This is a genomic window from Mammaliicoccus sp. JADD-157 (genome assembly GCF_049310805.1).
GTDB lineage: Bacteria > Bacillota > Bacilli > Staphylococcales > Staphylococcaceae > Mammaliicoccus > Mammaliicoccus lentus.
Genome location: NZ_JBMOVZ010000004.1, coordinates 106,018 through 131,736, shown reverse-complemented (window position 1 = coordinate 131,736; position 25,719 = coordinate 106,018). Strand labels below are relative to the sequence as shown.

Below are 25,719 nucleotides of genomic sequence, written 5' to 3'. Positions count from 1 at the left end.
TATGGAATACTTCTTACAAGAAAATCAAAATAACAATACGCTTATTGTACTGTTTCACGGTACTGGGGGCAATCAATATCAGCTGCTACCTATCTCCGGTGAAATAATGCCAGATGTCAATACACTTAGCTTTTTAGGCAACGTTGGTGAAGGCACAGAAAGACGCTTTTTTGCACCACTGAAAAACAATCAACTTGATAGAGATGATTTTAACCATCGTACAAAATCATTCATACAATTTTGGAACCATTTCATTTACGAACATTCATATGATAAAGTCATATTTTTAGGGTACTCAAATGGAGCAAACTTTATACTTGGTCTGCTCGAGCAATCTTTAGCACACGTAGATCAAATTTTACTATTACATCCAGCTCAATTAAATTATAACATTTCAAAAAATTATCATAACACTTCTTTAATTATTACCGCTGGTGCTAACGATTATTCTGCGCTTCCAGGCGATGTGAAAGGTTTAGCAGAACAACTTAAACCTTACTTCAAAAAAGTTCATTTTGAACTATTAGATAGCGGCCATGAGCTAGTTGATCCAGAAATAGAGTTATTAAAAAGTTTAATTTAACAATTATAATCTTCCAATTTTAATTTGGAGGATTATTTTTTATTTTAATATTAAAATCTTCCAAAGTTAAATGGTCAATCGCTTTTAACTTAAATAGTTGCGGATGCAATAACCAAATGATGCCTAATATAATAAAGAAACATCCTGTTAAACTAATCATGGAAATAGGATTAATCACTTCTAATAAGAATCCTCCTATCAAGCTGCCCAATGGCAAACCTATCACACCTAAACTACTAGTAATGGATGTAATGCGTCCTAACATAAATTCTGGAATAATTGCTTGTCCAGCTGATAAAAATAAAATATTAGCTAATCCCACTGAAAGCCAACTGACAGCAAAGAAAGCAATATATAGATAAACGGGCAAAATAAATCCTACTAACAAACATACACCCGACATTAAAAATGTGATAACCATAATTTTACCGAAAGGAAATTTCTTAATAAAACTTACAACTAAAGTCGATGAAACCATACCTAATGAAATAGCAGACAAGAATAATCCGTAGTATACAGGTTCATTTAAATAATGAGATAAGACTGGTAATGCTGTATAAACTATTCCAATACCAAAATTAACGGAAAAAGCACCAATCTGAAAAATCCATAGCAAAGAATGTCTAACAATATACATACCTTCTACTAAAGATTGCTTATAATCTTTGAAACTGAATTGATTCGTTATATTTTGGTTTGCTTTTATTTTAATTGTAGAATACACAATTGCTGCTACAACAAACACAATCGTATTCATAACATATAATGAATAAATGCTCACCACTGATATTAAAATAGATATAACAGTATTCAATACTAAATCCATACTTTGATTAGAAAAAGACATCATGGCATTACCGGTTACAATTTTATCTTTTGGTAATAACGAAGGGACTAATTTATTACTAATAGGATAAGACACTTCGCCTAATAGAGCAGCTGATACTACAAGTATGATAATAATAACTGCATTTTCATAGTTGAAAAATAACATAACTGCAATAAACCCAATCAAAACTGCTTGCACAAGCTGAGAATTAATGAGTATTTTCTTCACATTAAAGTGATCAATAACAGGACCATAAAACATTTGTAAACAGCTTGGTATTACAATTAAACTACTCAATAATCCCGTCATAGCTGAACTTTTAGTAATATCGTAAATAAGCCACATCGTGGTAATGAAATAAATACTGTCGGCAGTATTTGTTAGTAACCTCCCAAATATCAAGCGCATAAACGAATGATGTTTTAAGACTGACCGCATTATTCATTATCCTGACGATTAAAAATTTTATCGCTAACTTCAAACCCTACCATGTTTAAATAATATAAAGGTTCTGAGCCATCTTTTTCTTGTTTATCAATATCTTCAATTAATTGATCTAGTCGCTCATTAAAAGATTCAAACTGCGCTTTAGACCACCTAGCTTGAACCGTCTTAGAAATTAACTGTTCATCAGTAGTAATTAAACCATAAGTATTCAAAACATCAATTGTTCTATTAATTTGCGCTAGCATCATACCTTTAGTAGAATTAGAAATTTCTTCTTGATAAACATTCAATAAATGAGGATTCACTTTAAAACCATTATGCGTCGCCACATAATATTTATACACGTTACTCCCTTTAACCTCGCTTCGACTCAATTTAACCATTTCATACTTTTCTAATTCTTTAAGGTGATAAAAAATTTTGGCTTTCGGTATCTCTAGTTTCTTGCCAATTTCAGTTGCTGTCATTTCTTTTTCAATAAGCAACATTGAGATTTCCATTCTCAATTTATCAGAAATACATTTCAGTTCATCAAAAGTATTAATTTCATATCTATTATATTCCATTATTTCCCCTCCATATTTTACGGTTAATTTATTTTAACCGATTAAATAAATTAAAACAAGGGGTATATATTTTAATGATACATGTAAGTCAAAATTTGGTACAAAGTATGGTCTAATCATAATCAACAGAATTTTTAATACTTATAAACACTTTCATGAAAGTTCACTACCTCCCTATGCACGGTTGAATATCTTACTCACTATGGTATGATTTAAAACTGTATTTTATTTTTAAAGGGGAAGTGAATGTTATCAATAAAGAAAAACAATTTTCTAATGTATTTGTATATGCGGCAAGTATTGTTGGTTTCCTTGTAGTAATCGGCGCTATTCTCCCAAAACAATTCGGAGAAATCACTGGTATGATGTCAGCTTGGGTATCGACTACTTTCGGATGGTATTACATGTTACTTTATACAGTTATTTTAGGCTTTACTATTTTCTTAGTCTTTAGCCCTATCGGGAAATTAAAACTTGGAAAGCCTGATGACAAACCTGAATTTCATACAGTTTCATGGTTGGCTATGCTATTTAGTGCAGGTATGGGAATCGGTCTAGTGTTCTATGGGGCATCTGAACCAATAGCTCATTATCTTGCTCCTCCAACAGCAAAGCCTGAAACAAAAGAGGCAATGGTAGAAGCTTTTAGAGGTTCCTTTATGGACTATGGATTTCACCCTTGGGCAATATATGGAATCGTTGCTTTATGTTTAGCTTATTCTCAATTTCGTAAAGGTGAAAATGGGCTTATATCTAGAACATTACGTCCTATTTTAGGTAATAAAGTTGAAGGCCCTATAGGTACAGCAGTAGATGTTATATCTGTCTTCGCTACAATCATAGGTGTAGCTGTCTCTCTAGGTGTAGGTGCTATTCAAATTAATGCAGGTTTAAATTACTTATTTGATGTGCCAAATAATAAACTAGTACAAGGCATTATCATCGTCATTGTAACAGTTCTGTTCTTATATAGTGCTTGGAGCGGTTTAAGTAAAGGTATCCAATATTTAAGTAATTTAAATATGATATTAGCAACTATATTACTCGTTATTTTATTTATAGTTGGCCCTACATTATTAATTTTAAATATGATGACAGCAGGTACTGGTGATTATTTAAACACGCTTATTTATAACAGTTTAGACGTCGCACCATTAAATGAGCAAAAAGAACAATGGCTGCAAACGTGGACGATATATTACTGGGGTTGGTGGATGAGTTGGAGTCCATTCGTTGGTTTATTTATTGCTCGAATTTCTAAAGGTCGTTCTATTCGTGAATTCGTATGTGGTGTTCTAGGAGTACCTGTAGTAATCAGTATTATATGGTTCACTGTATTCGGTGTTACAGGTATAGAAACTGGAAAAGAACACAATGCTATATTTAAATTGCCTGCAGAAACACAATTATTTGGTATTTTTAATGAACTGCCGTTTGGATTTGTTCTATCAATTGTAGCGTTAGCTCTGATTGCATCCTTCTTTATTACATCAGCAGATTCAGCAACATTTGTTTTAGGCATGCAAACATCTTTCGGCAGATTAAATCCATCAGGTTTTGTAAAAATTGTATGGGGCGTTTCTTTATCAGCTATTGCGTATGTATTGTTATTAGCAGGTGGCGATACAGGTCTAGACGCTCTGCAATCCGCCGCAATTATTTCAGCTCTACCATTTAGCTTTGTAATTATTTTGATGGTGATTGCATTCTATAAAGATGCTAACGGTGATCGTAAGTATTTAGGTATGACTATTACACCAAATAAAAGACGTTATCAAGAATATATAGATTCATTTGAGAATGAAAAAAGAGATAGTTCTAAAAAAGAAACTTATTATGATAATGGACCTGTATAATATAAACATTTTAAGATTCCGAGACATAAAAATTCGTCTCGGGATCTTTTTTTATGACAATTAGATTTCTGTTCCTCTACCTTTTAAATTTATTATGCTGTGGTAAAATTAGGAAAAAAGGAGGCGATTATAGTGTATATATTATCTCTTCAAGACGATGAAACAACTCAATTAATAGGTGCATTCAATACTGAAGAAGATGTAGTAAGTTGGATTAATAGTGTTCCTAATGTTAAGAAAGATCATAATGATAACTACATTCTAAAAATTGAAGATTTAACTGAGTTTATTAATATTAAATGGAAGGATTCTATTGTTCCACTTACTCAATATTCCTTTGGTACGGGCGAATACTTATACTTTAGTTGGGAAGAAATAGCATATATGAACCAACACCGTGGCATAACTTCAGGTTCGACTAAAATCGATAATTATTATTACGACAATAATGAAGTTAAAGAAGAAATTAAATTAAGACAATCTTTAAAACAAGCCCTTAAAGATTATTTCGAAAAAAATAATCAGCCCTATTACTTCGGTGGTAAAGGTTCTCAAGACGGAGAATACATCAACACTGAAGATGGAACATTTCTACATATTGATCCTTCTACTTTAGAAGAATGGAAGTCTACTCAAGATATCGAAAAAATCCTCAACATAAAGTGACATAAAGGAGTGGGACAGAAATTTCGTTTTATTAAAAAAATTTCGTAGTCCCATTCTATAATATTATTCTAATTTATGTATTCTTTTAGATAATAACCATATAAACCTTCACCATCTTTAGAAAGTACATGTTCGTATCCTTTTAATTCTTTTCTTTCTGTCTTCCATCCTTGTTTCTTATAGAATAACTGACCTTCTTTACTTGTTTCAATAGCACTGAATGGATCATCTTCAGTCTGAAGGCCATAGTCATTTTCACCAACAATCCAAGTTAATGGAAATGTTCCTGATACTATTTCATCTTTTTTTACATGATTCGCTATACCTTCTGTTTTCGGCGAACCCCCGCCACCAAATAGAACCGCTCCTCCTTCTTTAACGTTTAACATTGGTAATTGATCAATTAACCAATAAGTTGTCATTTCTGAACCACCTGAAAAACTTCCAATCCATAAATGATCATGATTGGGTATAGAAGAAATAAGTTCTATTAAATATTTTGAGTTTTCTTCGCCCTTCTTCCACCAAGTATAGTCATCGGCTGGTGTTTTAGGAACAATTAAAGTTAAATTCTTATCTTTAGCTACCTTCTTAACGCCAAGTTTTCCACCTAGATACAACTCTGAATCAGGATGACTTAATTCATAAGCACCGTCACCATGCAACCAAACTAATACACCTTTAGGGTTTGAAACAGGATAAATCATATATTCACCCTCAATTCCATCTTTTGAAGTATAGTGATGTATTTTATTATCTCTATCAAATTTTAAATTAACAAAAAAATATATAGCAGCCCCTATTACAATAAATGCAACTAGTGCTAAAAGTAACTTCTTTATAACGTTTCACTCCCTGCAAAATTCACCTATCCAAATATGATATTAACTTTATATTACATATATTTGTTAAAAAATTCCATAACAAACAAAGCAATTAATAAAATAAGTTTTTCTAAATCTGATTTACTTTGAGCCCTTTAAAACGATATATATTATGTATATAATTATATATATAAATATATAATTGGATGGAGAGAGAAATTGATATGGAACAATTTAAACATTATTTACTTAAATTCAAATGGCTTATTATTGCAATTATAGCTATTATTATTGTGGCAACTATTATTACATTAGTCGTTAAAAACAAAGCGATAGATGTAAAAGGAGACGTAGATGTAGAATTTTCTGGATATGATAAAAGTGGAAATGCTGCACTAACTGAAGGCTCAGAAGAAAAGATTGAACGTAAACTTTTAGTTCAAGCGCTAAAACAAAGCAAATTTAAAAATAAAGAAGTCATTGATATGATAAAGAATGGCGATGAAGATGATATAGACCCTATGAACTTCAATAACGAAGAACAAAAGAAACTTGAAAAAGCAGAGAAAATATACGATAGCGTTGAGCTCGATACATATAATGATAGTAATTTATCTAATGGTGATAAAACGACAGTAAAATTATCTGTAAAAAAAGGTATTTCAGATGATTACAAACTTAAAGTGAAAGAATTCAAAAAATCATTCAAAGCAAAAGGCCTTAAAAAACCTAAAACTGTAACAACTAAAGACATATTCTCTAATATTGAAACGAAATTTACTGGTTTAAACAACTCTGGAAAATTAAACTTAATTACTAAAGATGATGAAAGTGATGGTTATGATATTAGCTCATATAATTTTACCGTCTCTAACAACGGCAACTTGAAAAATGGTGATAAAATAAATTTAGAACTACCAAAAGAATTAATAAGTAATATACAAGACAGTGGTTCAAAAACATTTAAAGGATCAAAAACATATCAAGTTGAAGTTAAAGATTTACCAGACGTTAATGATATAGATAACATTAATGACATCATCGACAAAACAAAAACACAAATTAAAGAAGACAACAAAAGTACGAAATACAATAAGAAATCAACAGAAATATTAAGCAGCTATTACAAAATTGGATCTGAAGAAGATGAGTATAGCTTCGGTTATGAAGAAGATGATAACGAATCAGAAAAAGTAACACCAACATCTACGTTAGAACCGGACAAATATACAATACTTACTACAGCCAAAATAACAGACCATGACAAATATTCAGATGATACGACAAGATATAAAGGTTACGGCTATAAAAATTACACACTAGAAGGCAAACGCCTCATCAAAGATGAATCCACAATAGAAGTTATGAATAACTTCACAAATGAAAAACAAGAAGACCTTATAAACGAATTAAAGAGCGAAAATTTCGTGAAAGTTGAAACTAAGAAATAGAAAATAGACCCTAAAAATTCAGGAGTAAAGCTGAATTTTTAGGGTCTTTTATTTAGTTATATAGACAATTTAAACAAAAGGATTTCCATATTTATCATTGTATTTATAAAAGCCATTTCTATACATATAAATCTTTTTTTCGATATTATTCGGGCTAGCAAATTCTATTAATTCTAATACTAATTCTGTAAATTCAATAGGAGCTGTACCATTTGCAGTAACTAATTTTCCATCTTTCACTGCTTGTTCTTCTATAAAATTATCCTTAGAATTATATTCATTATAATCTTCCCATAAATAAACGGTATTTCCAGTATGTCTTGAGTCATTTAAGAAACCATGTTTCGCTAAGTAATCAACAGCACCACATATAGCTCCCACAGGAATACCTTTATTAAAGGTTTCTTGCACAAACTTTAATAGTTTATGATTGTCATTGTCCCAAGAATTAGCACCAATCATTATTAAAAGATCATAATTTTTAGGTTCGTCACCAATTATATAATCAATTAAAACAGTAAAACCTCCTAAAGAAACTACCTTCTCTTCAATTGAAATCGTATTAACAGACCAAGATTCACTTTGATTTAAAGTCGAAGACAAATAACTACCTTCCCAATCAGCAAAACCATCTAACAAAAGAAACAATGCTTTTTTCATAATTGAAGACTCCTTTTATTTTATTGTTTTAATCATACAAAATTTAAGGGATAAAATAAATTATTAGATGAATAATTAAATTTATAATTTCCTAGGAAATAGTGATTTATCTAAATTAGTCGATGTTTTTATTTTTCGTTGATGGAAATAATGTATTTGTAATTGTATGCTTTACATAGTAGGAGAAATGATTCCATGGTCTCGAAATTAACTGCACATGAAAATGTAGTTCTATACCTATCATATAGCATTGATGATTAATTATGGGATTGTAGGAACAGGTTATTTTGGAGCTGATTTAGCACGCTCCATTAATAAAATTGAAGATGCTAAAGTAATTGCAGTATTTGATCCAAATCATGCAGAGGAAATCGCTGAAGAATTAGAAGCTGAAACGTGTTCAAGTCTCGATGATTTAGTAGCTCGCAATGACATTGATTGTGTTATTGTCGCATCTCCAAGTTATCTTCATCGTGAACCAGTTATTAAAGCTGCTGAAAATGGTAAACATGTTTTTTGCGAAAAACCAATAGCTTTAAATTTTGAAGATTGTAGAGCTATGGTAGATGCCTGTGAAAAAAATAGTGTTATCTTCATGGCGGGACATATTATGAATTTCTTTAATGGCGTTCATTATGCAAAAGAACTAGTTACACAAGGCAAAATTGGAAAAGTATTATATTGTCATGCTACTCGTACAGGTTGGGAAGAACAACAATCAAAAGTTTCTTGGAAAAAAATACGTTCTCAATCAGTCGGCCATTTATATCATCATATTCACGGATTAGACTGTATCCAGTTTATTATGGGAGGTCTACCACAAAAAGTTACAATTGTTGGTGGAAATGTTTATCACAAAGGCGATAATTTCGGTGATGAAGACGATATGTTAATTATTAATTTAGAGTATGACGATGATCGATATGCTTTATTAGAATATGGAAATGCCTTTCGTTGGGGAGAACACTACGTCCTTATCGAAGGAACAAAAGGAGCTATCAAACTTGATCTTTATAATACTGGTGGCACACTAAGAATAAAAGGCGAAAAAGAATCACACTTTTTAGTACATGAAACGCAACAAGAAGATGATGAAAGAACTGATATTTACACAGGTCGTGGTATGGATGGTGCGATTGCTTATGGTAAACCAGGCGTCAGATGTCCATTATGGCTTCAAACATGTATTGATAAAGAAATGTCTTATCTTCACAACGTTCTTAAAGGAGGAGATGTAACAGAAGAATATGTTAACCTCCTTAACGGTGTCGCAGCTCTAGAATCGATAGCAACCGCAGATGCAAGCACACTTTCATTAAAAGAAGACCGCAAAGTTTCACTTGATGAAATTACGAATTAAGATAAAACCCTCCTGTCAAATCAACATTTGACAGGAGGGTTTATTAAGGAAAAGGATCATCCCATATTCTATTGAATTTTTATTCCCACTCGATTGTACTTGGGGGCTTAGATGTTATGTCATAGACTACTCTGTTTACGTGGTCTACTTCATTAACGATACGGCTTGATATTTTTTGTAATACTTCCCAGTCTATTCTGGCGAAGTCACTTGTCATTCCATCTATTGAAGTTACAGCACGAATACCTACTGTGTAGTCATATGTGCGGTAATCTCCCATAACACCTACTGAACGAATGTCTGGTAATACTGTGAAGTATTGCCAAATTTCTCTTTCTAGACCTTCTTCACGTACGACTTCTCTTAGAATCGCATCTGATTCTCTAACGATTTCTAATTTGTCTTCTGTGATTTCTCCTAATACACGGATACCTAACCCTGGGCCTGGGAATGGTTGACGCCATACAAGGTGTTCTGGGATGCCTAATTCAATTCCTAATGCGCGCACTTCATCTTTGAATAGTGTATTGATTGGTTCGATTAATTGGAACTGCATATCTTCTGGTAATCCACCAACGTTATGGTGTGATTTAATTGTTTGTGCAGTTTTCGTTCCTGATTCAATAATGTCTGTGTAAAGTGTACCTTGTGCTAAGTAGTCTACACCTTCTAATTTAGAAGCTTCATCATCGAATACGTACACAAATTCGTTACCAATGATTTTACGTTTTTGTTCTGGGTCTGAAACGCCATCTAATTTTTTCATGAAACGATCTCTAGCATCTACTCTGATGATGTTCATATTGAAGCCTTCACCAAAGTTCTCCATAACCATGTCGCCTTCTCCTTTTCTAAGAAGTCCATGGTCTACGAAAATACATGTAAGTTGATCACCGATTGCTTTATGTAGCAAGACAGCTACTACTGAAGAGTCTACTCCGCCGCTCATTGCACATAGTACTTTACGGTCTCCAACTTGTTCTCTAATTTTTTCGATTTCAATATCTACGAAGTTTTCCATTGTCCAGTTCCCTGTACATTCACAAACACGACGAATGAAGTTTCTTAATAAATCATTTCCGTATTCTGTATGTCTTACTTCCGGATGGAATTGAACACCATATAGCTTTCTTGATTTATCTTCTATAGCTGCATTTTGACAACTTGGGCTATCTGCAATGATTTCGAAGTTTTCAGGTATATCAATAACTTTATCACTGTGACTCATCCATACAGTTTGGCTATTAGGCAAGCTAAAGAATAAATCGTCATCTGATTTTACGTTTAATGTCGCTTTACCATATTCACGTTCACTTGCTCTTTCAACTGAACCGCCCAGTAATTTTGTCATTAATTGCATACCATAACAAATACCTAGAACTGGAATACCTAATTCAAAAATTTCAGGATTTACTGTGAAAGATCCTTCTTCATATACTGAATTTGGGCCTCCGGAAAGGATAATTCCTTTAGGATTCATCTTCTTAATTTCTTCCATTGAGATTTCATGGTCGTGTAATTCACTATATACGCCCATTTCTCTTATACGGCGTGTAATCAATTGATTATATTGACTACCAAAATCTAATACAAGAATTAATTCTTGCTCAAAAGCCATTTCCATAATAGTCCTGCTCCTTTAATTAAAATGAATAGTTTGGTGCTTCTTTAGTTATATGAACATCATGTGGATGTGATTCTTTAAGTCCTGCGCCAGTCATTCTAATAAACTGAGCTTCTTCTCTTAGTTCTTCTAAGTTAGCAGAACCAGTATAACCCATTCCGCTCTTAATACCACCAGTTAGTTGATAAATTGTATCTTGTAAAGGTCCTTTGAAATCAATTCTACCTTCAATACCTTCTGGAACGAATTTTTTAGCTGTAGTATCTTCTTGGAAGTAACGGTCTTTAGAACCTTGTTCCATAGCACCAAGTGATCCCATACCACGATATACTTTATATTGACGACCTTGGAAGATTTCAGTTTGTCCTGGGCTTTCTTCAGTACCTGCAAGAAGACTACCTAGCATTACTGCGTTACCGCCTGCTGCTAATGCTTTAGCAATGTCTCCTGAGAACTTAATACCGCCATCTGCAATGATAGCTTTACCATGTTTACGTGCTTCAGTAGCACATTCATAAATAGCTGTAATTTGAGGAACACCTACACCAGCTACAACACGTGTCGTACAAATTGAACCTGGTCCAATTCCAACTTTAACAACGTCTGCTCCCGCTTCATACAACGCCTTAGTACCTTCTTGAGTTGCTACATTACCTGCAATAATCGTTACATCAGGATATGTTTCACTTATGTTTTTAACAACTTCTAATACACCTTTAGAGTGTCCGTGAGCTGTATCTATAACTAAAGCATCTGCTCCCGCTTCGACTAGTTTTTGTGCACGTATAGGTGTATCTTTAGCAATACCTAACGCTGCCGCTACTAATAAACGACCTGCACTATCTTTTGCAGCATATGGGAACTCAATCACTTTTTCGATATCTTTAATTGTAATTAAGCCTTTTAGACTACCGTCTTCAGAAATTAATGGAAGTTTTTCTATTTTATATTTTTGTAAGATTTCTCCTGCTTGTTCTAAGTTTGTATCAACTGGAGCTGTAATTAAATCTTCTTTTGTCATAACGTCTGAAATTTTAATTGAGAAATTCTCTATAAATCTTAAATCACGATTCGTAAGGATACCAACAAGTTTCATATCTTGTTCGTTATTTACAATAGGTACACCAGAAATACGATATTTACTCATTAATGCTTCAGCTGCATATACTTGCTCTTCAGGTGTTAAGTAAAATGGATTTGTAATAACACCATTTTCTGAGCGCTTAACTTTTTGAACTTCATCAGCTTGTTGTTCAATAGACATATTTTTATGAACAACACCTAAACCACCTTGTCTAGCCATAGCTATAGCCATTTTAGCTTCAGTTACTGTATCCATACCTGCTGAAATAATTGGAATGTTCAATTTAATATTCTTAGATAATTTCACACTTAAATCAACATCACTAGGTAATATTTCTGACTTAGCTGGTACAAGTAATACATCATCGAACGTTAATCCTTCTTTTTGAAATTTATTTTCCCACATGAATATAACCTCCATTAATTTATTTTCATTTTCATTATTTCATATTTTCACTGGTTTGTTGATTGTTTAACCCATTAAAACATAAATTTAATATAATAGCTGCAAATGTCCCTAATACAATACCATTTTGAGTTAACCATGCATATTGTTCACCGAATGTTTCTAATGCCTGTGGTACTGCGGTAATGCCTGCGCCTATCCCAACTGATACTGCAATCACAAGTAAATTGTTCTGCTTGTTGAAATCTATGCCACCTAGCATTTTCACACCATATGCCATAACCATTCCAAACATTGCGATCATTGCACCACCTAACACTGGGAAAGGAATCATACTTGCTAACGCACCTAACTTTGGAATAGAACCACATATAATGAGTAGTGCAACCATCATATACATGATTTGATTCTTCTTAGCTCCAGATAGAGAAACTAAGCCAACGTTTTGAGAGTAGGCTGTATATGGAAACGCGTTAAATATGGCACCTATCACAATAGCTATACCTTCTGCACGATAACCTTTAGATAAATCTTTTCTAGAAATAGGTTGTTTTGTAATTTCACTAAGTGCATGATACACACCTGTGGATTCAATCAAACTGACGATTGCGATAATGACAAAGACTATTGTTGTTCCAAACTCAAATTCGAAACCACTAAATCTAAATGGACGTGGTAGTTCTAACCAATTTGACTTATGTAACTCTGAAGTATCTACCAATCCGTAAAATGATGCAACTGCTGTTCCGATTAATAAACCTAATAAAATAGCAATTGATTTAATAAATCCTTTAGACAATCGTTGAATCAGTAAAATGATAACGAGTGTGAATACACCTAAAAATATATTTTTACTATCTCCATAGTTTTTTTCGCCTTCCCCACCAGCTAAGTAATTCATTGCAACAGGCATAAGTGTTATTCCTATAATCGTTACAACACTACCCGTAACAACTGGTGGGAATAATTTTACTAAATATGAAAAGAATGGAGACATTATAATAACGATAATACCTGATAAGAATATTGAACCATATAACACACTAATTCCGTGTGTGTTTCCGACAAGTATCATGGGTGCAACAGCGGTAAATGTACAACCTAAGACGACCGGCAGTCCAATACCAATTCCTTTATATACTTGTAGAAATGTTGCTACACCACACATAAATATGTCTATTGCTACTAAATACGCTACTTCTTCGGGCGTAAAATCTAATGCTGAACCTACAATAATAGGCACCATGATTGCGCCAGCGTACATTGCTAATAAATGTTGGACACTTAGTATGAAATTTCTCATCTTATTCGTCCACCAATTTGACTTTGTTACCTGCTAAAGATGCAACTTGGCACAATGATAAGACGTCTAATCCTTCTGATTGTAATTTTTCTCTTCCCGGTTGAAAACTCTTTTCTATTACAATTCCAACTCCTGTAGTAGTTGCATTAGCTGATTGAACTAATCGGTGTAAACCTAATGATGCTTCACCATTCGCTAGAAAGTCATCAATAATCAATACATGATCATCTTCATCTAAAAATTGTTTCGAAATAACAACTGTACTTGTTGTATTCTTTGTGAACGAATGAATATCTGTGTGATAAAATTCATTTGTCATTGTAGAAGGTTTTGCTTTTTTGGCAAATAAACAAGGCACATCTAAATGTAGAGAAGCCATAATAGCTGGCGCAATACCTGAAGCTTCAATCGTTAACACTTTTGTTATTTTTTTCTCTTTAAAATGATCGACAATTGCTTGTCCTACTTCGTACATAAGTTTTGCATCAATTTGGTGATTTAAAAATGAATCAACTTTAAGTATCTTTTCATCAATAACTACACCATCTTCTTTAACCCTATTCTGTAGTGTCCTCACACTACTCGCCTCCTCATTTAGATTAAAAAAACACACCTTAATCCTAAAATATAGGTAAGATGAGTAAAAAATAATATAAAACCACACAAAATTGATAGTCTGGTTCCAGAGTTATTCGTTTACTCATAGTCGCATCGTTTAAGGCAATGCGGTAGAAACTTCTAAAGCCATATTCTTCAGATTATATGAGTTTTTAGTAATAAATTATTCATTGATAATAACAAAATATCAGTATTTTTACAATAGGAAAAACCTTATTATCACGGGATTTAAACACATTCTAAATAGACAGAATAATTAAAATAATGAGAATTTTTATCCTGTTTTGTTTGATTATCTCATAGAAGGGTATTTGTGAATTATATTGTATTTATGAAAACAATATTAAATTAATCTATAAACATCATAAGAGTATTCACTGATTGATGGTTTTTGCACATTACAAAATTTATGGAGGTTTTAAGTATGGGTAAAATCGAAAAGTTTAATACAGAAAGTGAATTACTACAACGAATAGACCAATTGAAAGCAGATGGATTAGGAGAACGTGATTTACAAGTTATAACTGAAAACCGATTAGAAGATAACTCATTAGAATATACAGACGTAAAAGTAAAGAATTCTCGAGGATCATTTAGTGATAAACTTACTGCATTATTCTCAGGTGAAAGCGCAGAAGAAAGAGTACTTACAGGTATCAATGTTCCTGACGAAAATGTAGATGAGTATAAAAATGCTCTGAATGATGGAAAAATATTATTGTATATCGACAATGATAATACTGAAGAAACTGAGAACTTTGATTCTAGCCATCCGAAAGATTCACAATTAGGTAACGAACATTACGATGACACTAAACCTTTCTCAAAAGAAGATAGTAATAGCGGTGTTTCAGCTGGAACAGGTGCTGGTATCGGAGCTGGAGCTGCTTCTGCAAATTCATCAAAAGATGTAAACAATGAATCAGACGATTCACAAGATGATAAAGATACCAATCGCTATGGTAACAGCATAGATGAAGAAAATGAAGCACATGATGATGTTGATGATCATTCTACAGCTTCTACTCTTGCGGGCACTACTGGTTTAGGTGCAGCAGGTTATGCAGCGAACCAATCAGAGCAAAATGAAAATGAAACATTATCTAGTGATAACGAAAGAGATTTAGAAGAACTTAAAAATCGTAATAATAATGATTCAAAACCACCATATGGTGAAGCTGATAATGTAAAAGATCAAAGAGATTTAACACGTGAAGATGAATCAGAATTCACTAGAGTTCACGATGATAGTGTTGAAACTGAGCGTTCATCTTTAAATGATGAAAGAGAAAATTTAAATGCTCAAGACACTAATGACGATTTAACACGACAGTCTGACTTAACTTCTAATGAAAACAGAAACGCTGCTGATAGTACAAATACAACGGCAGAAGATGAAGAAGCTGTTAGACTACATGAAGAGCGAGTGAACGTCGACAAAGAAAACGTTGAAACTGGTGAAGCTTCAGTTGATAAACATGTAGTTGAGGAAACTGAAGAGTTCGATGTACCTGTAGAAAAAGAAGAAGTTACTATCGAGCGTCGACCAGTAAACGAAAAAGTAGATAGCGACTTTGAATCAAATGAGGATGATTCTATTCACGTACCATTACATGAAGAACGTGTGAATGTTGATAAAGAAAACGTAGTGTCTGAAGAAATTGTAATCAAGAAAAACAAAGTACAAGACACAGAACACGTTTCAGAAAATGTAAGACGAGAAGAAGCAGATATTAATAATCCTACTGATGATGATAAACAATAAAACATCATTAATATTAAAAGGGTCCGGGGCATAAATAATTGTCTCGGGCTCTATTTTACGTATATGAAATATAAGAAAATACTGTATAAGCATTTTTAGTGTGATATGTTATAATATGACTAAATCTTGAGTCGAGGGGTTTATTAACATGAATTTTGAAGTTGTCACATCAATAGATGATCCATTGTTTAAAAAAGCATTAGATATGTATGAGGAAATTTTCAAAGTAGAAATCAGAGAAGATCGTCATGTGTTCATACATTCATTAACATCTGAATATATCAAAAATCATTATATATTTTTAGTTGGTCTTAAAGATGATATGGTTGTTAGCCTATCAACTGGTCATTATGAACCAACTACTAACTCTGCATTCATTAATTATTTAATGACCCACCCAGAATACCGAAATCGACGTGTAGGTACACAAACTTTAGAAAAAATCGAAGAAGAATTACACAAGTGTGGCCAAGAAGTACATGGTAGAGATGCTAACATGATTATGCTTGAGTCATTCGGTGTAGAATCATATGATTCTGAAGAAGGAAAAGAACAAGCTATTATGCGCAAAAACTTTTTCAATAGACACGGTTATGAAATTTTGCAAAACATATCATATATTCAACCAAATCCTCAAAAATCTTTACCACCTTCACCAATTAATTTATTTGTTAAACAATACTTACCGCTTCAAAAAGACGTTATTATGCCAAGTATACGTTCATGTTATATTAATAAATATATACACGGTAACGAAAATGACAGAGAATTTGTATATGAACTATTAGATTCAATGGGGTTATAAAATTACAGGCTGCGACATAAATAAATGTCTCAGCCTGTTTTATCATATTGGCAGTAGCTGAATGGTATGAAAACATGATTATATCAAGCTTTTTTCATACCTAGTCATCCTTGCCGGGACGGGACTACGAAATCTTTTTAACAAAATGAGATGCCTGTCCCATTCCCTAATTTTTATTTTTCTGTATATCTCTTTATAAGGTCTTGAGCTTTTTCTCTCTTAGCTCCCTCAGGATTTGTACCACACCACAAATTCATATAATCAGGATTGCCTTCTTTTTTAGACTTCCCTCTCATAGGCTGTGTTAATATATTTTGAATTGGATAAGGACAAATCGCTCTTTCAAATGCTTCAGCATAGACAATATAAGCATTTCTTATACCATTAGCATAGCGACCACTAAATGTATTTGTTAAAACAATATCTTTAGTAGTCGCTCGCAATATACTCTCTTTATGAATGTTAGGCACTCCACTTTCTTCTGTTGTTAAAAATGCTGTACCTAACTGTACAGCCGTAGCGCCTTTTTGAAGGAAAAATTGTGAACGTTCAGGGTTTGTTATTCCACCTGCTACTATTAGAGGTAAATCTATAGATTCATTTGCAAGATTAAATAATTGCTCTGTTGTAAGTAGGTCATCTGGTAATGACTGTTTAAAGGAGCCTCTATGCCCGCCTGCTTCCTTTCCTTGTAAAACAATTCCATCTACACCAACCCTCACTAAATCTAGCGCTTCCTCCAACTCAGTGGCTGTTCCTAATACTAATATTTTATGCCTGTGCAACTTGCTGACAAGCGCTTCTGTTGGTTTACCAAATGTAAAACTCGCAACTTTTACTTCTTTATCAATAATGACATCTATCATTTCGTCGAATTGATTTGTAATCTTTACTTCTTTAATTGGTTCATATTGAAGTTCTTCTTCTATTGGTTTCAATATTGCATTCATTCGATCAACTTTGTCTGGATTAATTTCAGGAAATTCTGGGATAAATAAATTCACGCCAAACGGTTTATCAGTCATTTTTCGTATCTTATCAATATCGCCTGATAATGATTCTGGATTCATATAACCCGCCCCTATTTGACCTAATCCTCCTGCGTTACAAACTTCAGAAACCAGCTTAGGTGTCGTTACACCACCAGCCATTCCTGCTAGAAATATTGGTTCTGACACGCCTAATTCATTCAATAGCATAGTTCTATTCATATCATTACCCCTTTCAAAATAACCATAAGCTGATTGCTTTATTTTTGTCATTATTTAGTTCATTATAATGTCATCTTACTAAAAGGAGTATCAAAATGTCACAATCAAAACTTACATTGACAGAAATTATAAAAAAAAGAAAATCAGTTAAGGAATTCGACCCTAACTTTAAAATACCTAGAGAAGAAATTGAAGAAATGATTGAGCTTGCTACAGAAGCACCTTCATCAATCAATTTACAACCTTGGAGATTTGTTATTATAGATTCAGAAGAAACTAAACAAAAATTAGATAGCCTTGTACAATTCAACCAAAGACAACTTCACTCTTCAAGTGCTATTATTCTCATATTAGCTGACTTAAAACATGCTGATTACGTTAGTGAAATTTATGAGAAAAACGTAGAACTTGGATACATGGATGAAAACTCTAAAGATTATTTCATTGAAACAATTTCTAATTTAATAAGCGGTGCAGATGAAAGCTACTTCAAAGAACAAGGTTTAATGGATGTAAACCTAGCTTCTATGCAACTTATGCTTATTGCTACTGATCATGGTTATGATACTAACCCAATTGGTGGTTTCGACAAAACGGCTTTACTTGAAGCTTTAAATATCGATACTTCACGATATGTACCTGCTCATTTACTTGCTATCGGTAAAGGCGCTAAAGCTCCGCATGAGTCAAGTAGATTACCAGTAGAAAGCATCATAGCATGGAACGACGAAAGTGATGGTACAGTTGGGAAATAATTGTTAAATTATTTAAATATGGACTAGTCTTCGTAAATAAAAACATCATTAATGAGATATTAATTCAAATCAAACCCTAAAAGTTAGATAAAATTCTAATTTTTAGGGTATTTTTTATATTGCTTTATTACTTAATAGAGTGTAGAATTTATTGCGCTAAGACTTTTTTACACGAACGCTTTAACGCTTTAAAGTATTTTATATATAAAGGAAGGTTTATTATGAAAAATTTATCACAATGGTCTTCTAATATTGGATTTATATTAGCAAGTGCGGGATCAGCTATTGGATTAGGTGCTGTATGGAAATTCCCATACATGGCTGGAACTTATGGCGGGGGTGCATTTTTATTCATCTTCATCATATTTACACTACTAGTTGGTTTACCACTACTATTAAGTGAGTTTATATTAGGACGATACGGAAAGACTTACTCAACAAATATATTCAAGAAAGTTTCTGGTAAGTCTTCTTTCAATTTAATCGGTTGGCTTGGTAATTTAACCGTGTTTGTATTATTTTCTTTCTATAGTGTTATCGGCGGTTGGATTATTTTATATATTATTAGGACGTTATTGGATAGCGTTGGTTTAACGCATTCCAATGAATACGGAAATATCTTTAATAATTATATTTCAAATCCACTCTTCGCATTAGCAAGTCAATTTGCGTTTATATTTATCACCGTTATTATTGTTAGTAAAGGCGTAGAAAAAGGCATAGAAAAAGCATCAAAAATTATGATGCCACTATTGTTTTTATCATTTTTAATCATTATCATTCGATCTGTAACTTTAGACGGCGCTTTAGAGGGTATCCAATATTTCCTTACTCCTAAAATAGCTGATTTAAGCTCTGAAGGTGTGTTATATGCTCTTGGTCAATCCTTCTTTGCCTTATCACTAGGTACATGCGGAATGATGACATACGCTTCATACTTAGACAGAAAAACGAATATCGTTAAAAGTGCTAATGCAATTGTATGGATGAACATCGGTGTATCAATAGCAGCAGGACTAGCAATATTCCCAGCTATTTTTGCTTTTGGTCTAGAACCCAACCAAGGTCCTGGATTATTGTTCATCATATTACCACAAGTTTTTGATCAAATGTTTTTAGGTTCATTATTCTATTTATTATTCTTATTATTGTTCTTGTTCGCAGCAATTACATCATCAATATCATTGCTCGAATTAAATATATCAAACATCACAAAAAACAATAATGATTATAGAAAGAAATGGGCTTATATTATTGGTGGGCTTGTGTTTATTTTTGGGATACCTTCCGCTTTATCAAATGGATTGTTGCAAAACTTTACATTTGGTGTCGGTACATTCTTTGATAACATGGATTATTTAGTAGCTAACATTTTAATGCCTATCGGAGCTTTCGGTGTCACAATATTTGTTGGTCACATTTTTGATAAAACTACTATTATGAAAGAGTTGAATATGCAAGATAGTAAAAAAGGACGACTCTTCGTTAACACTTGGTATTTCTTAGTTAGATTTGTTTTACCAATTATTATTATCGCAGTATTTATTGGTCAATTATTATAAATAAAAAAGGGCCATAAGGCTCTTTTTTTATTTATAATAATCAGGAATATACTTAATGAATCTATGTTGCTACGCATAGTATTTTTAATTCACTTATGATAGTCATTATTATTCTAAATTGTATACTTTTATACATTTATATAATCACGTTAAAAAGCGAGAGAACTTATGCCCCTCCCTCGCTTCTTTAAAGGAAACTTATTTATATAATCGTCTTTATATAAACTGCCATTATAATAACGACAATACATACTATAGCTAGAATTAATCTTATAATAAAACCACTTATCAACTCAGTTTCAATATCAATAGAAAATAGAAACTCCAATACAATTCCAATTAGAATTAATTGTATGATAATTTTTAGCATATTCACACCTCTACTTATATATACTCCGTTCTAAGGCAAAATCTATTTTAAGACTTTTCTACTATAGATTCAGTTGTCTGTTTTATTGTTATGACACTTTTTAAAATACAAAAAAGAAGCGGGTTATCCGCTTCTTTGATTTACATTATTTCATTTTGATTGTTTATTTATATTCACGCATACCTGGAATATGTCTTTATCCATATCCTTCCACTACGTATGTTTCTTTACGTAATGACTTTAAAGTCTGAAGCGCAGACATTGCGAGAAACTTCAAGTCCGACCTACGCTTGAATCGGAAACAAGCGTTTTAGATTTTAAATAGTACTGTTTAAAGATTTGATGATTTAAATTTTTCTCGATAATAGTCAATTATATCAACTAATATGAAAACACTATTGGCAAACAGTAAAACCATATATAGTATTACCGATATTACTTTTAAATTATCATTTATATCAAAAGTAATAAGTGAAATATATACCACTACAAAACCATAAAGAATAGTTAAGGATGACTTTATAATATTTATACATAACTCTCTCTTTCTTTTTTTCCAGGTAAAAAATTTCATTAATACAGGGGGCAATATAAGGAAGTTTAAAAATATTAGAAAACACAAATAAGCCAATAGGTTATTTATATCGCCCGAAACAATAGACATCGCTATTTTAAAAGGTAAAAAAACATTTACGACACTTGCGATTACAATAAAAATTATTGAGTATAGCAAGAAAATTATTGATATAGAAAATACTCCATTATCAATATCTTTATGAAATTTATAAGTATGTTTCAAAAAGTTTTTCTCTATATATTTATCTTTTTTATCTTCAAACATCACTTTATAACACACAAAATAGTAAACCATACCTATGATTATAAAAAGTCCATACACTCCTAATTCTTCATTTATAAAACCTAATAATATAGCGATTATTGTCGTAATACCTATGATATATTTGAAATTGTTTTTAAATTTCTTAAATATATAATCTTTATTTGTTTTCCATAAATGATAAGTCCAATATAAAACTATATTTCTAATTTTAAAGAGATAAGACAGTACACACCAAAATAATAGAATAATCATTAATATGATGATTACTTTCATATACAAACACCTCGTAATTAAATAATTGTTATATATTTTTGTATTAAATTCATTCGCAACATCTTTTAATGGTTCTATTATTTTTAATTAGATTTCTTCAGAAATATTTCAATATTCTTTTAGCTTCTCTACAGATAACTCTATCTCTTTTTATTTTAAAGTATTCCTATCCATTTCCAATAAGTCATGCTCATTATAACTATTAATATATAACCGATGACGGTAATTGGTACACCTGTTTTGATAAAATCTTTTACTGTGAATGTCTCTGTACCATATGCGAGCATATTTTGTGGTGAACTCACTGGTAATAAGAAACCAAAACTAATAACAAATTGTTGGATTAATACGAAACCAATCGACTGATCTCCTAAATCTAGCGTTTGTGTTAAAGCGATAAATACAGGAATCAGTGCTGAAGAAAGACTCGTTGCACTCGCAAACCCTAGATGTATAAGAATATTAAATAGTGATATTAAAGCAATGATTGCAATTAAAGGCATATGATTTAATCCCATTAAACCGAATGTTTTATCACTTAACCATTGTGCTGCTGTTGTTTCTAATAAAACAGTTCCTAAAGATATTCCTATACCAAATACAATAATAGTTCCCCAAGGGATTTTCTTTTCGACATCTTCCCAAGTAAATACTCCTATTTTAGGTGTAAGCATTATTGCTAAAGCGATGATTGTAATGGAAGATGAGTCTATAGGATGCAGTAATTTTTCTGTAGACCAGAATAATAGTAATAAAACGGAAATAGTGATGAGTCGCCATTCTCTTGCTGAAATAGGACCTAGTTCTTTTAATTGTTTTTTAACTAATTCTGTCCCGCCTTCGATTTCCTTTTCTTCAGGTTTAATAATTGTAATCATCACAAAGTATAAGACAACTGACATTATAATAGACCATGGTGCTGCATATAAGAACCATTCGCCCCATGATATATCTTGTCCCATAGATTTATTAATAAATCCGATTGCGACTATATTCTGTGCTGCTGCCGTCTTTATACCAATATTCCATATTGATACAGAATGGACTGCCGTTATAATCAGTAAAGCAGCTAGCTTACTGTTTTTAGACGTATTGAATGCTGCAATCATACCTAATAGTATAGGTACGACTGCGCCTGCTCGTGCTGTAGCTGAAGGAACAAAGAATGCCAATATTATTGAAACAACTATAGCTCCAATAACAATTCTATTAGTCTTATTTCCTACAACTGACAGAACTTGCAATGCTAAACGTTTATGCAAGTTTGTCACTTGCATGGCTGTTGCGAGAAAAAGCGCTGCAGCAACAAGCGCAACTGCAGATCCTGAAAATCCGCTTAAGGCCATTTTTAAAGCATTACTCGTTCCTAATAAAGCATTTCCTTCAACAGCTTTACCATCCACCGCGGGATTACCTAATGAATCAGCTAAATCTTGAACTGGACTAAAACCAGTTAATAATACAATAAGACCAACAATCATTACAGCTGATACTGGATATGTAACTGCTTCTGTAACCCACATAATGACGGCAAAAGCTAATATTGCCAGTGCGCACTTAGCCATAATAGGTAAATCGTTAGGTGTTGGTAATAATAATATTGTGATTAGTACAATAAAACTAATGATAATCCAAATTGGTTTAAAAGCTTTTTTCTCTGCATTTTTTGACATCGACAACAGCTCCAATTTATTGTTTATTATTCTATTTTCCTAAATAGTAACATATTTCTTATTGAGATATAACGAATTATTTAACTAATACTTGAACTTTATCACAAATACATGTAATGTATTAAGGGAAGCGTGACGGTTGTCTGTCGGCAGACAACCCGACCTATAGAAAACACTGTTATATAAAGGATGAGGCATAAAAATGTTAACAAAAGAATTCTCAGCTAAGGTTGGTCTTAGCGAAAAGCAAGTTAGAAAAATTGTACAGCACTTAGAAGATAGAGGTTATCAGCTTTCTAAGACGGAATATCGTGGAAGAGAAGCTACAGATTTCCAAGAAGAAGATATTGAATTATTCCAAGAAATTGCTGAAAAAGTGAAAGAAACTAACAGTTATGATCAAGCTTTTGAAACTTTAGAAAAAGAAAAAGATTTCTTACAAGTTCTTGTGAAAGATGAACCTACTCAACAAACGCCTGAACTTCAACAATTAATTGATGAATTAAGAACTGAAGTACAACATATGCGTAGAGAAAGACAAATGTTAGGAGAAATGCTACAACAAGTACATATTACACAACAAAAATTAGAACAAACTTTAGCTTTACAAGCGCCACAAGAAACTCAAAATAGTGAGCCAACTGAGAATACTAACGTAGCGGAGAAAGAAACTACTCAAACTGAAACTTCTCCTAAAGAAAAAGTTAAAGCGACTACAACTCAATCTGTTAAAACTGAAGATATAGATGAGACACCTTCTAAAGTAACTGTAGCTTCTGCAGAAGCATCAAAAGAAAACAACGAACAAGATGACGATAATAAGCAAGCTTCAGCAGAAACTAAATCTGAGCAAGCTGAAGAAGTTAAAGCAGAAACTACAGAAACTGCTAAAGAGTCTTCAAAAAAAGAAGAAGTTAAAGAAGAAGCTAAAGATGACAAAGAAGAGTCTACTACTTCTGAAACTTCAAACGATGAAACAGTTGTACCACTTACAGCAGAAAGCAATCAATCAGAAGAATCTCCAAAAGAAGAACCAAAGAAAAAAGGTTTCTTCCAAAGATTATTCAATATATAATATTTTAAGAACCCAGAAGATATGTGTCTTCTGGGTTTTTTGTTCCAAAATTTACTAAATCATTTTGACTTATGTTAAGTTTTTGTAAATTTATGAGCTTTTATTGTAAATCAAATTTCCACTTTGATATATTAAAAGCTAATCATACACAGATAAATACGATTAGGGGTGCTCCGTTAAGTGGAAACATTATATTTTGAAAACATAAAGTACAATGACTTGATAATAAACAATAATCAAACTGTTAAAATTCTTAAAGACAATATCGACTTCTATATTCATTTGAATTTAAAAGAAAACAACGAACAATTAATTATTTTTTCTAATGGTGCTATCGATCCTAATAAAAGTAAGCCACCAGTTTTTATGAGACATTCATGGCACGAAGACTTTAATGCAAGTTGTATTTTTATTGATGATAGAACTGTTCATAATAATAACTTGAGAATCGGTTGGGGTGTTGGCAGCGAAGATAGACATTATTTAATGGATTATAGTGATATTGCCCAAATGATTGCAAATATGCTAAGTATCCAACCTGAAAACACCTATTATTATGGTTCATCAGCAGGAGGTTTTATGTCCATGTATCTTGCCACGTTACATAAAGGTACTAAAGCCATTGTTAACAATCCTCAATGTTATGTTGATAAATATGATCAAACCAATGTAAATAAGCTTTATACATCTATATTTCCTGACTATTCAACAGAAGAAATCAAGAAGAAATATGCTATTAGGTTATCTATTACTAGTTTGTTTAGACAAAAAAACTATGTTCCAGAAATCTATTATGTACAAAATAGGTTATGCTCATCAGATATGAAAAATCAGTTTAATCCTTTTTGTAATATGTTGGACAGATATGATATAGATAGTACTAATATAAAATTTATCCTCTACAACAATTTAAAATCAGGTCACGCTCCCCTTCAACGAGCCGGAACAATAACGCTTGTAAATCGAATAATTGAAGGAAATCAAATGACGTAAGACTAGAGATGAAAAAGCTTAATATAAGCGCATTTGTATTCTAATTAGCTACTGCCAATATAAAGAATCAGGCTAGGATATATATTTATGTCCTAGCCTGTTTTCATGTCTTTTTAACTT

General features: G+C 32.3%; 23 protein-coding genes and 1 riboswitch. Of the genes, 11 read left to right on the top strand and 12 right to left on the bottom strand.

What is annotated here, in order from left to right; translation table 11 throughout:
• The first annotated feature begins 1 nt into the window (after position 1).
• The gene (locus tag ACO6VN_RS12185; RefSeq protein WP_016999231.1) at positions 2–583 is read left to right on the top strand and encodes an alpha/beta hydrolase; all 582 of its coding nucleotides are present in this window, start codon (positions 2–4) and stop codon (positions 581–583) included.
• A gap of 19 nt (positions 584–602) precedes the next feature.
• Here the strand turns inward: ACO6VN_RS12185 and ACO6VN_RS12180 are convergent, their stop codons facing one another.
• Both ACO6VN_RS12180 and ACO6VN_RS12175 read right to left on the bottom strand, forming a co-directional pair.
• Positions 603–1,850, bottom strand: coding sequence for an MFS transporter (locus ACO6VN_RS12180; RefSeq protein ID WP_026023626.1), 1,248 nt, complete (start codon positions 1,848–1,850; stop codon positions 603–605).
• A complete protein-coding gene (locus ACO6VN_RS12175) occupies positions 1,850–2,425 on the bottom strand; it encodes an ArsR/SmtB family transcription factor (protein ID WP_016999229.1) in 576 nt (191 codons plus the stop codon). The genes ACO6VN_RS12180 and ACO6VN_RS12175 overlap by 1 nt, the downstream gene beginning before the upstream one ends.
• Positions 2,426–2,667: 242 nt before the next feature.
• Between ACO6VN_RS12175 and ACO6VN_RS12170 the strand changes: the two genes are divergently transcribed.
• Together ACO6VN_RS12170 and ACO6VN_RS12165 are read left to right on the top strand one after the other, a co-directional pair.
• Positions 2,668–4,281 (top strand): BCCT family transporter, encoded by a 1,614-nt coding sequence (locus tag ACO6VN_RS12170; RefSeq protein WP_422404744.1) that lies wholly within the window; start codon positions 2,668–2,670, stop codon positions 4,279–4,281.
• 132 nt (positions 4,282–4,413) lie between these two features.
• The gene (locus ACO6VN_RS12165; protein WP_070044842.1) at positions 4,414–4,947 is read left to right on the top strand and encodes a hypothetical protein; all 534 of its coding nucleotides are present in this window, start codon (positions 4,414–4,416) and stop codon (positions 4,945–4,947) included.
• 68 nt (positions 4,948–5,015) lie between these two features.
• Here ACO6VN_RS12165 and ACO6VN_RS12160 read toward each other — a convergent pair whose 3' ends face one another.
• Positions 5,016–5,654, bottom strand: coding sequence for a hypothetical protein (locus tag ACO6VN_RS12160; RefSeq protein ID WP_135031838.1), 639 nt, complete (start codon positions 5,652–5,654; stop codon positions 5,016–5,018).
• 341 nt (positions 5,655–5,995) lie between these two features.
• Here ACO6VN_RS12160 and ACO6VN_RS12155 point away from each other — a divergent pair, with 341 nt between their 5' ends.
• On the top strand, positions 5,996–7,222 hold the full coding sequence (locus tag ACO6VN_RS12155) for a hypothetical protein (protein WP_194200226.1): 1,227 nt from the start codon (positions 5,996–5,998) through the stop codon (positions 7,220–7,222).
• 69 nt (positions 7,223–7,291) lie between these two features.
• On the opposite strand, the gene ACO6VN_RS12150 is transcribed toward ACO6VN_RS12155, so the two are convergent.
• Complete coding sequence (locus tag ACO6VN_RS12150; protein ID WP_016999224.1) at positions 7,292–7,882, bottom strand: type 1 glutamine amidotransferase family protein; 591 nt, start codon at positions 7,880–7,882, stop codon at positions 7,292–7,294.
• Positions 7,883–8,135: 253 nt separating this feature from the next.
• Between ACO6VN_RS12150 and ACO6VN_RS12145 the strand changes: the two genes are divergently transcribed.
• Entirely contained in the window at positions 8,136–9,242 is a 1,107-nt protein-coding gene (locus ACO6VN_RS12145; RefSeq protein WP_016999223.1) for a Gfo/Idh/MocA family protein, read from the top strand.
• 79 nt (positions 9,243–9,321) lie between these two features.
• Here the strand turns inward: ACO6VN_RS12145 and guaA are convergent, their stop codons facing one another.
• Genes guaA through xpt form a run of 4 tightly spaced genes read right to left on the bottom strand, consistent with a single transcriptional unit; the run spans position 9,322 to position 14,235 of the window.
• Entirely contained in the window at positions 9,322–10,866 is a 1,545-nt protein-coding gene (gene guaA, locus ACO6VN_RS12140; RefSeq protein ID WP_016999222.1) for a glutamine-hydrolyzing GMP synthase, read from the bottom strand.
• A 19-nt stretch (positions 10,867–10,885) separates the two neighbouring features.
• Positions 10,886–12,355 carry an IMP dehydrogenase gene (gene guaB / locus ACO6VN_RS12135; RefSeq protein ID WP_016999221.1) on the bottom strand — a complete coding sequence of 490 codons (1,470 nt, stop codon included), beginning with the start codon at positions 12,353–12,355 and terminating at the stop codon, positions 10,886–10,888.
• A gap of 34 nt (positions 12,356–12,389) precedes the next feature.
• Positions 12,390–13,658: a nucleobase:cation symporter-2 family protein gene (locus ACO6VN_RS12130; RefSeq protein ID WP_064204283.1), complete on the bottom strand. Its 1,269-nt coding sequence runs from the start codon at positions 13,656–13,658 to the stop codon at positions 12,390–12,392.
• Between the two features lies 1 nt (position 13,659).
• Positions 13,660–14,235: a xanthine phosphoribosyltransferase gene (gene xpt / locus ACO6VN_RS12125; RefSeq protein WP_070044839.1), complete on the bottom strand. Its 576-nt coding sequence runs from the start codon at positions 14,233–14,235 to the stop codon at positions 13,660–13,662.
• 106 nt (positions 14,236–14,341) lie between these two features.
• Positions 14,342–14,444, bottom strand: a riboswitch (purine riboswitch).
• A gap of 256 nt (positions 14,445–14,700) precedes the next feature.
• Here xpt and ACO6VN_RS12120 point away from each other — a divergent pair.
• Positions 14,701–16,041, top strand: coding sequence for a YsnF/AvaK domain-containing protein (locus ACO6VN_RS12120; protein ID WP_194200228.1), 1,341 nt, complete (start codon positions 14,701–14,703; stop codon positions 16,039–16,041).
• Between the two features lie 148 nt (positions 16,042–16,189).
• Positions 16,190–16,846: a GNAT family N-acetyltransferase gene (locus ACO6VN_RS12115; protein ID WP_194200229.1), complete on the top strand. Its 657-nt coding sequence runs from the start codon at positions 16,190–16,192 to the stop codon at positions 16,844–16,846.
• Positions 16,847–17,019: 173 nt separating this feature from the next.
• On the opposite strand, the gene ACO6VN_RS12110 is transcribed toward ACO6VN_RS12115, so the two are convergent.
• Complete coding sequence (locus ACO6VN_RS12110) at positions 17,020–18,057, bottom strand: NAD(P)H-dependent flavin oxidoreductase (RefSeq protein ID WP_422404743.1); 1,038 nt, start codon at positions 18,055–18,057, stop codon at positions 17,020–17,022.
• Positions 18,058–18,152: 95 nt separating this feature from the next.
• Here ACO6VN_RS12110 and ACO6VN_RS12105 point away from each other — a divergent pair, with 95 nt between their 5' ends.
• Both ACO6VN_RS12105 and ACO6VN_RS12100 read left to right on the top strand, forming a co-directional pair.
• On the top strand, positions 18,153–18,812 hold the full coding sequence (locus tag ACO6VN_RS12105; protein WP_070044836.1) for a nitroreductase family protein: 660 nt from the start codon (positions 18,153–18,155) through the stop codon (positions 18,810–18,812).
• 221 nt (positions 18,813–19,033) lie between these two features.
• The gene (locus ACO6VN_RS12100; protein ID WP_194200231.1) at positions 19,034–20,374 is read left to right on the top strand and encodes a sodium-dependent transporter; all 1,341 of its coding nucleotides are present in this window, start codon (positions 19,034–19,036) and stop codon (positions 20,372–20,374) included.
• Between the two features lie 202 nt (positions 20,375–20,576).
• Here ACO6VN_RS12100 and ACO6VN_RS12095 read toward each other — a convergent pair whose 3' ends face one another.
• The 3 genes from ACO6VN_RS12095 to ACO6VN_RS12085 all read right to left on the bottom strand — a co-directional run bounded on the left by ACO6VN_RS12095 (position 20,577) and on the right by ACO6VN_RS12085 (position 23,531).
• Positions 20,577–20,744 carry a hypothetical protein gene (locus ACO6VN_RS12095; RefSeq protein ID WP_422404742.1) on the bottom strand — a complete coding sequence of 56 codons (168 nt, stop codon included), beginning with the start codon at positions 20,742–20,744 and terminating at the stop codon, positions 20,577–20,579.
• Between the two features lie 331 nt (positions 20,745–21,075).
• Positions 21,076–21,858, bottom strand: a complete 783-nt coding sequence (locus ACO6VN_RS12090) for a hypothetical protein (RefSeq protein ID WP_422404741.1) — start codon at positions 21,856–21,858, stop codon at positions 21,076–21,078.
• A 155-nt stretch (positions 21,859–22,013) separates the two neighbouring features.
• A complete protein-coding gene (locus ACO6VN_RS12085; protein ID WP_422404740.1) occupies positions 22,014–23,531 on the bottom strand; it encodes a DASS family sodium-coupled anion symporter in 1,518 nt (505 codons plus the stop codon).
• Positions 23,532–23,733: 202 nt separating this feature from the next.
• Here ACO6VN_RS12085 and ACO6VN_RS12080 point away from each other — a divergent pair, with 202 nt between their 5' ends.
• Both ACO6VN_RS12080 and ACO6VN_RS12075 read left to right on the top strand, forming a co-directional pair.
• Entirely contained in the window at positions 23,734–24,606 is an 873-nt protein-coding gene (locus ACO6VN_RS12080; RefSeq protein WP_422404739.1) for a hypothetical protein, read from the top strand.
• A 180-nt stretch (positions 24,607–24,786) separates the two neighbouring features.
• Positions 24,787–25,599: a glycosyl transferase gene (locus ACO6VN_RS12075; RefSeq protein WP_216683548.1), complete on the top strand. Its 813-nt coding sequence runs from the start codon at positions 24,787–24,789 to the stop codon at positions 25,597–25,599.
• Positions 25,600–25,719: the final 120 nt, after the last annotated feature.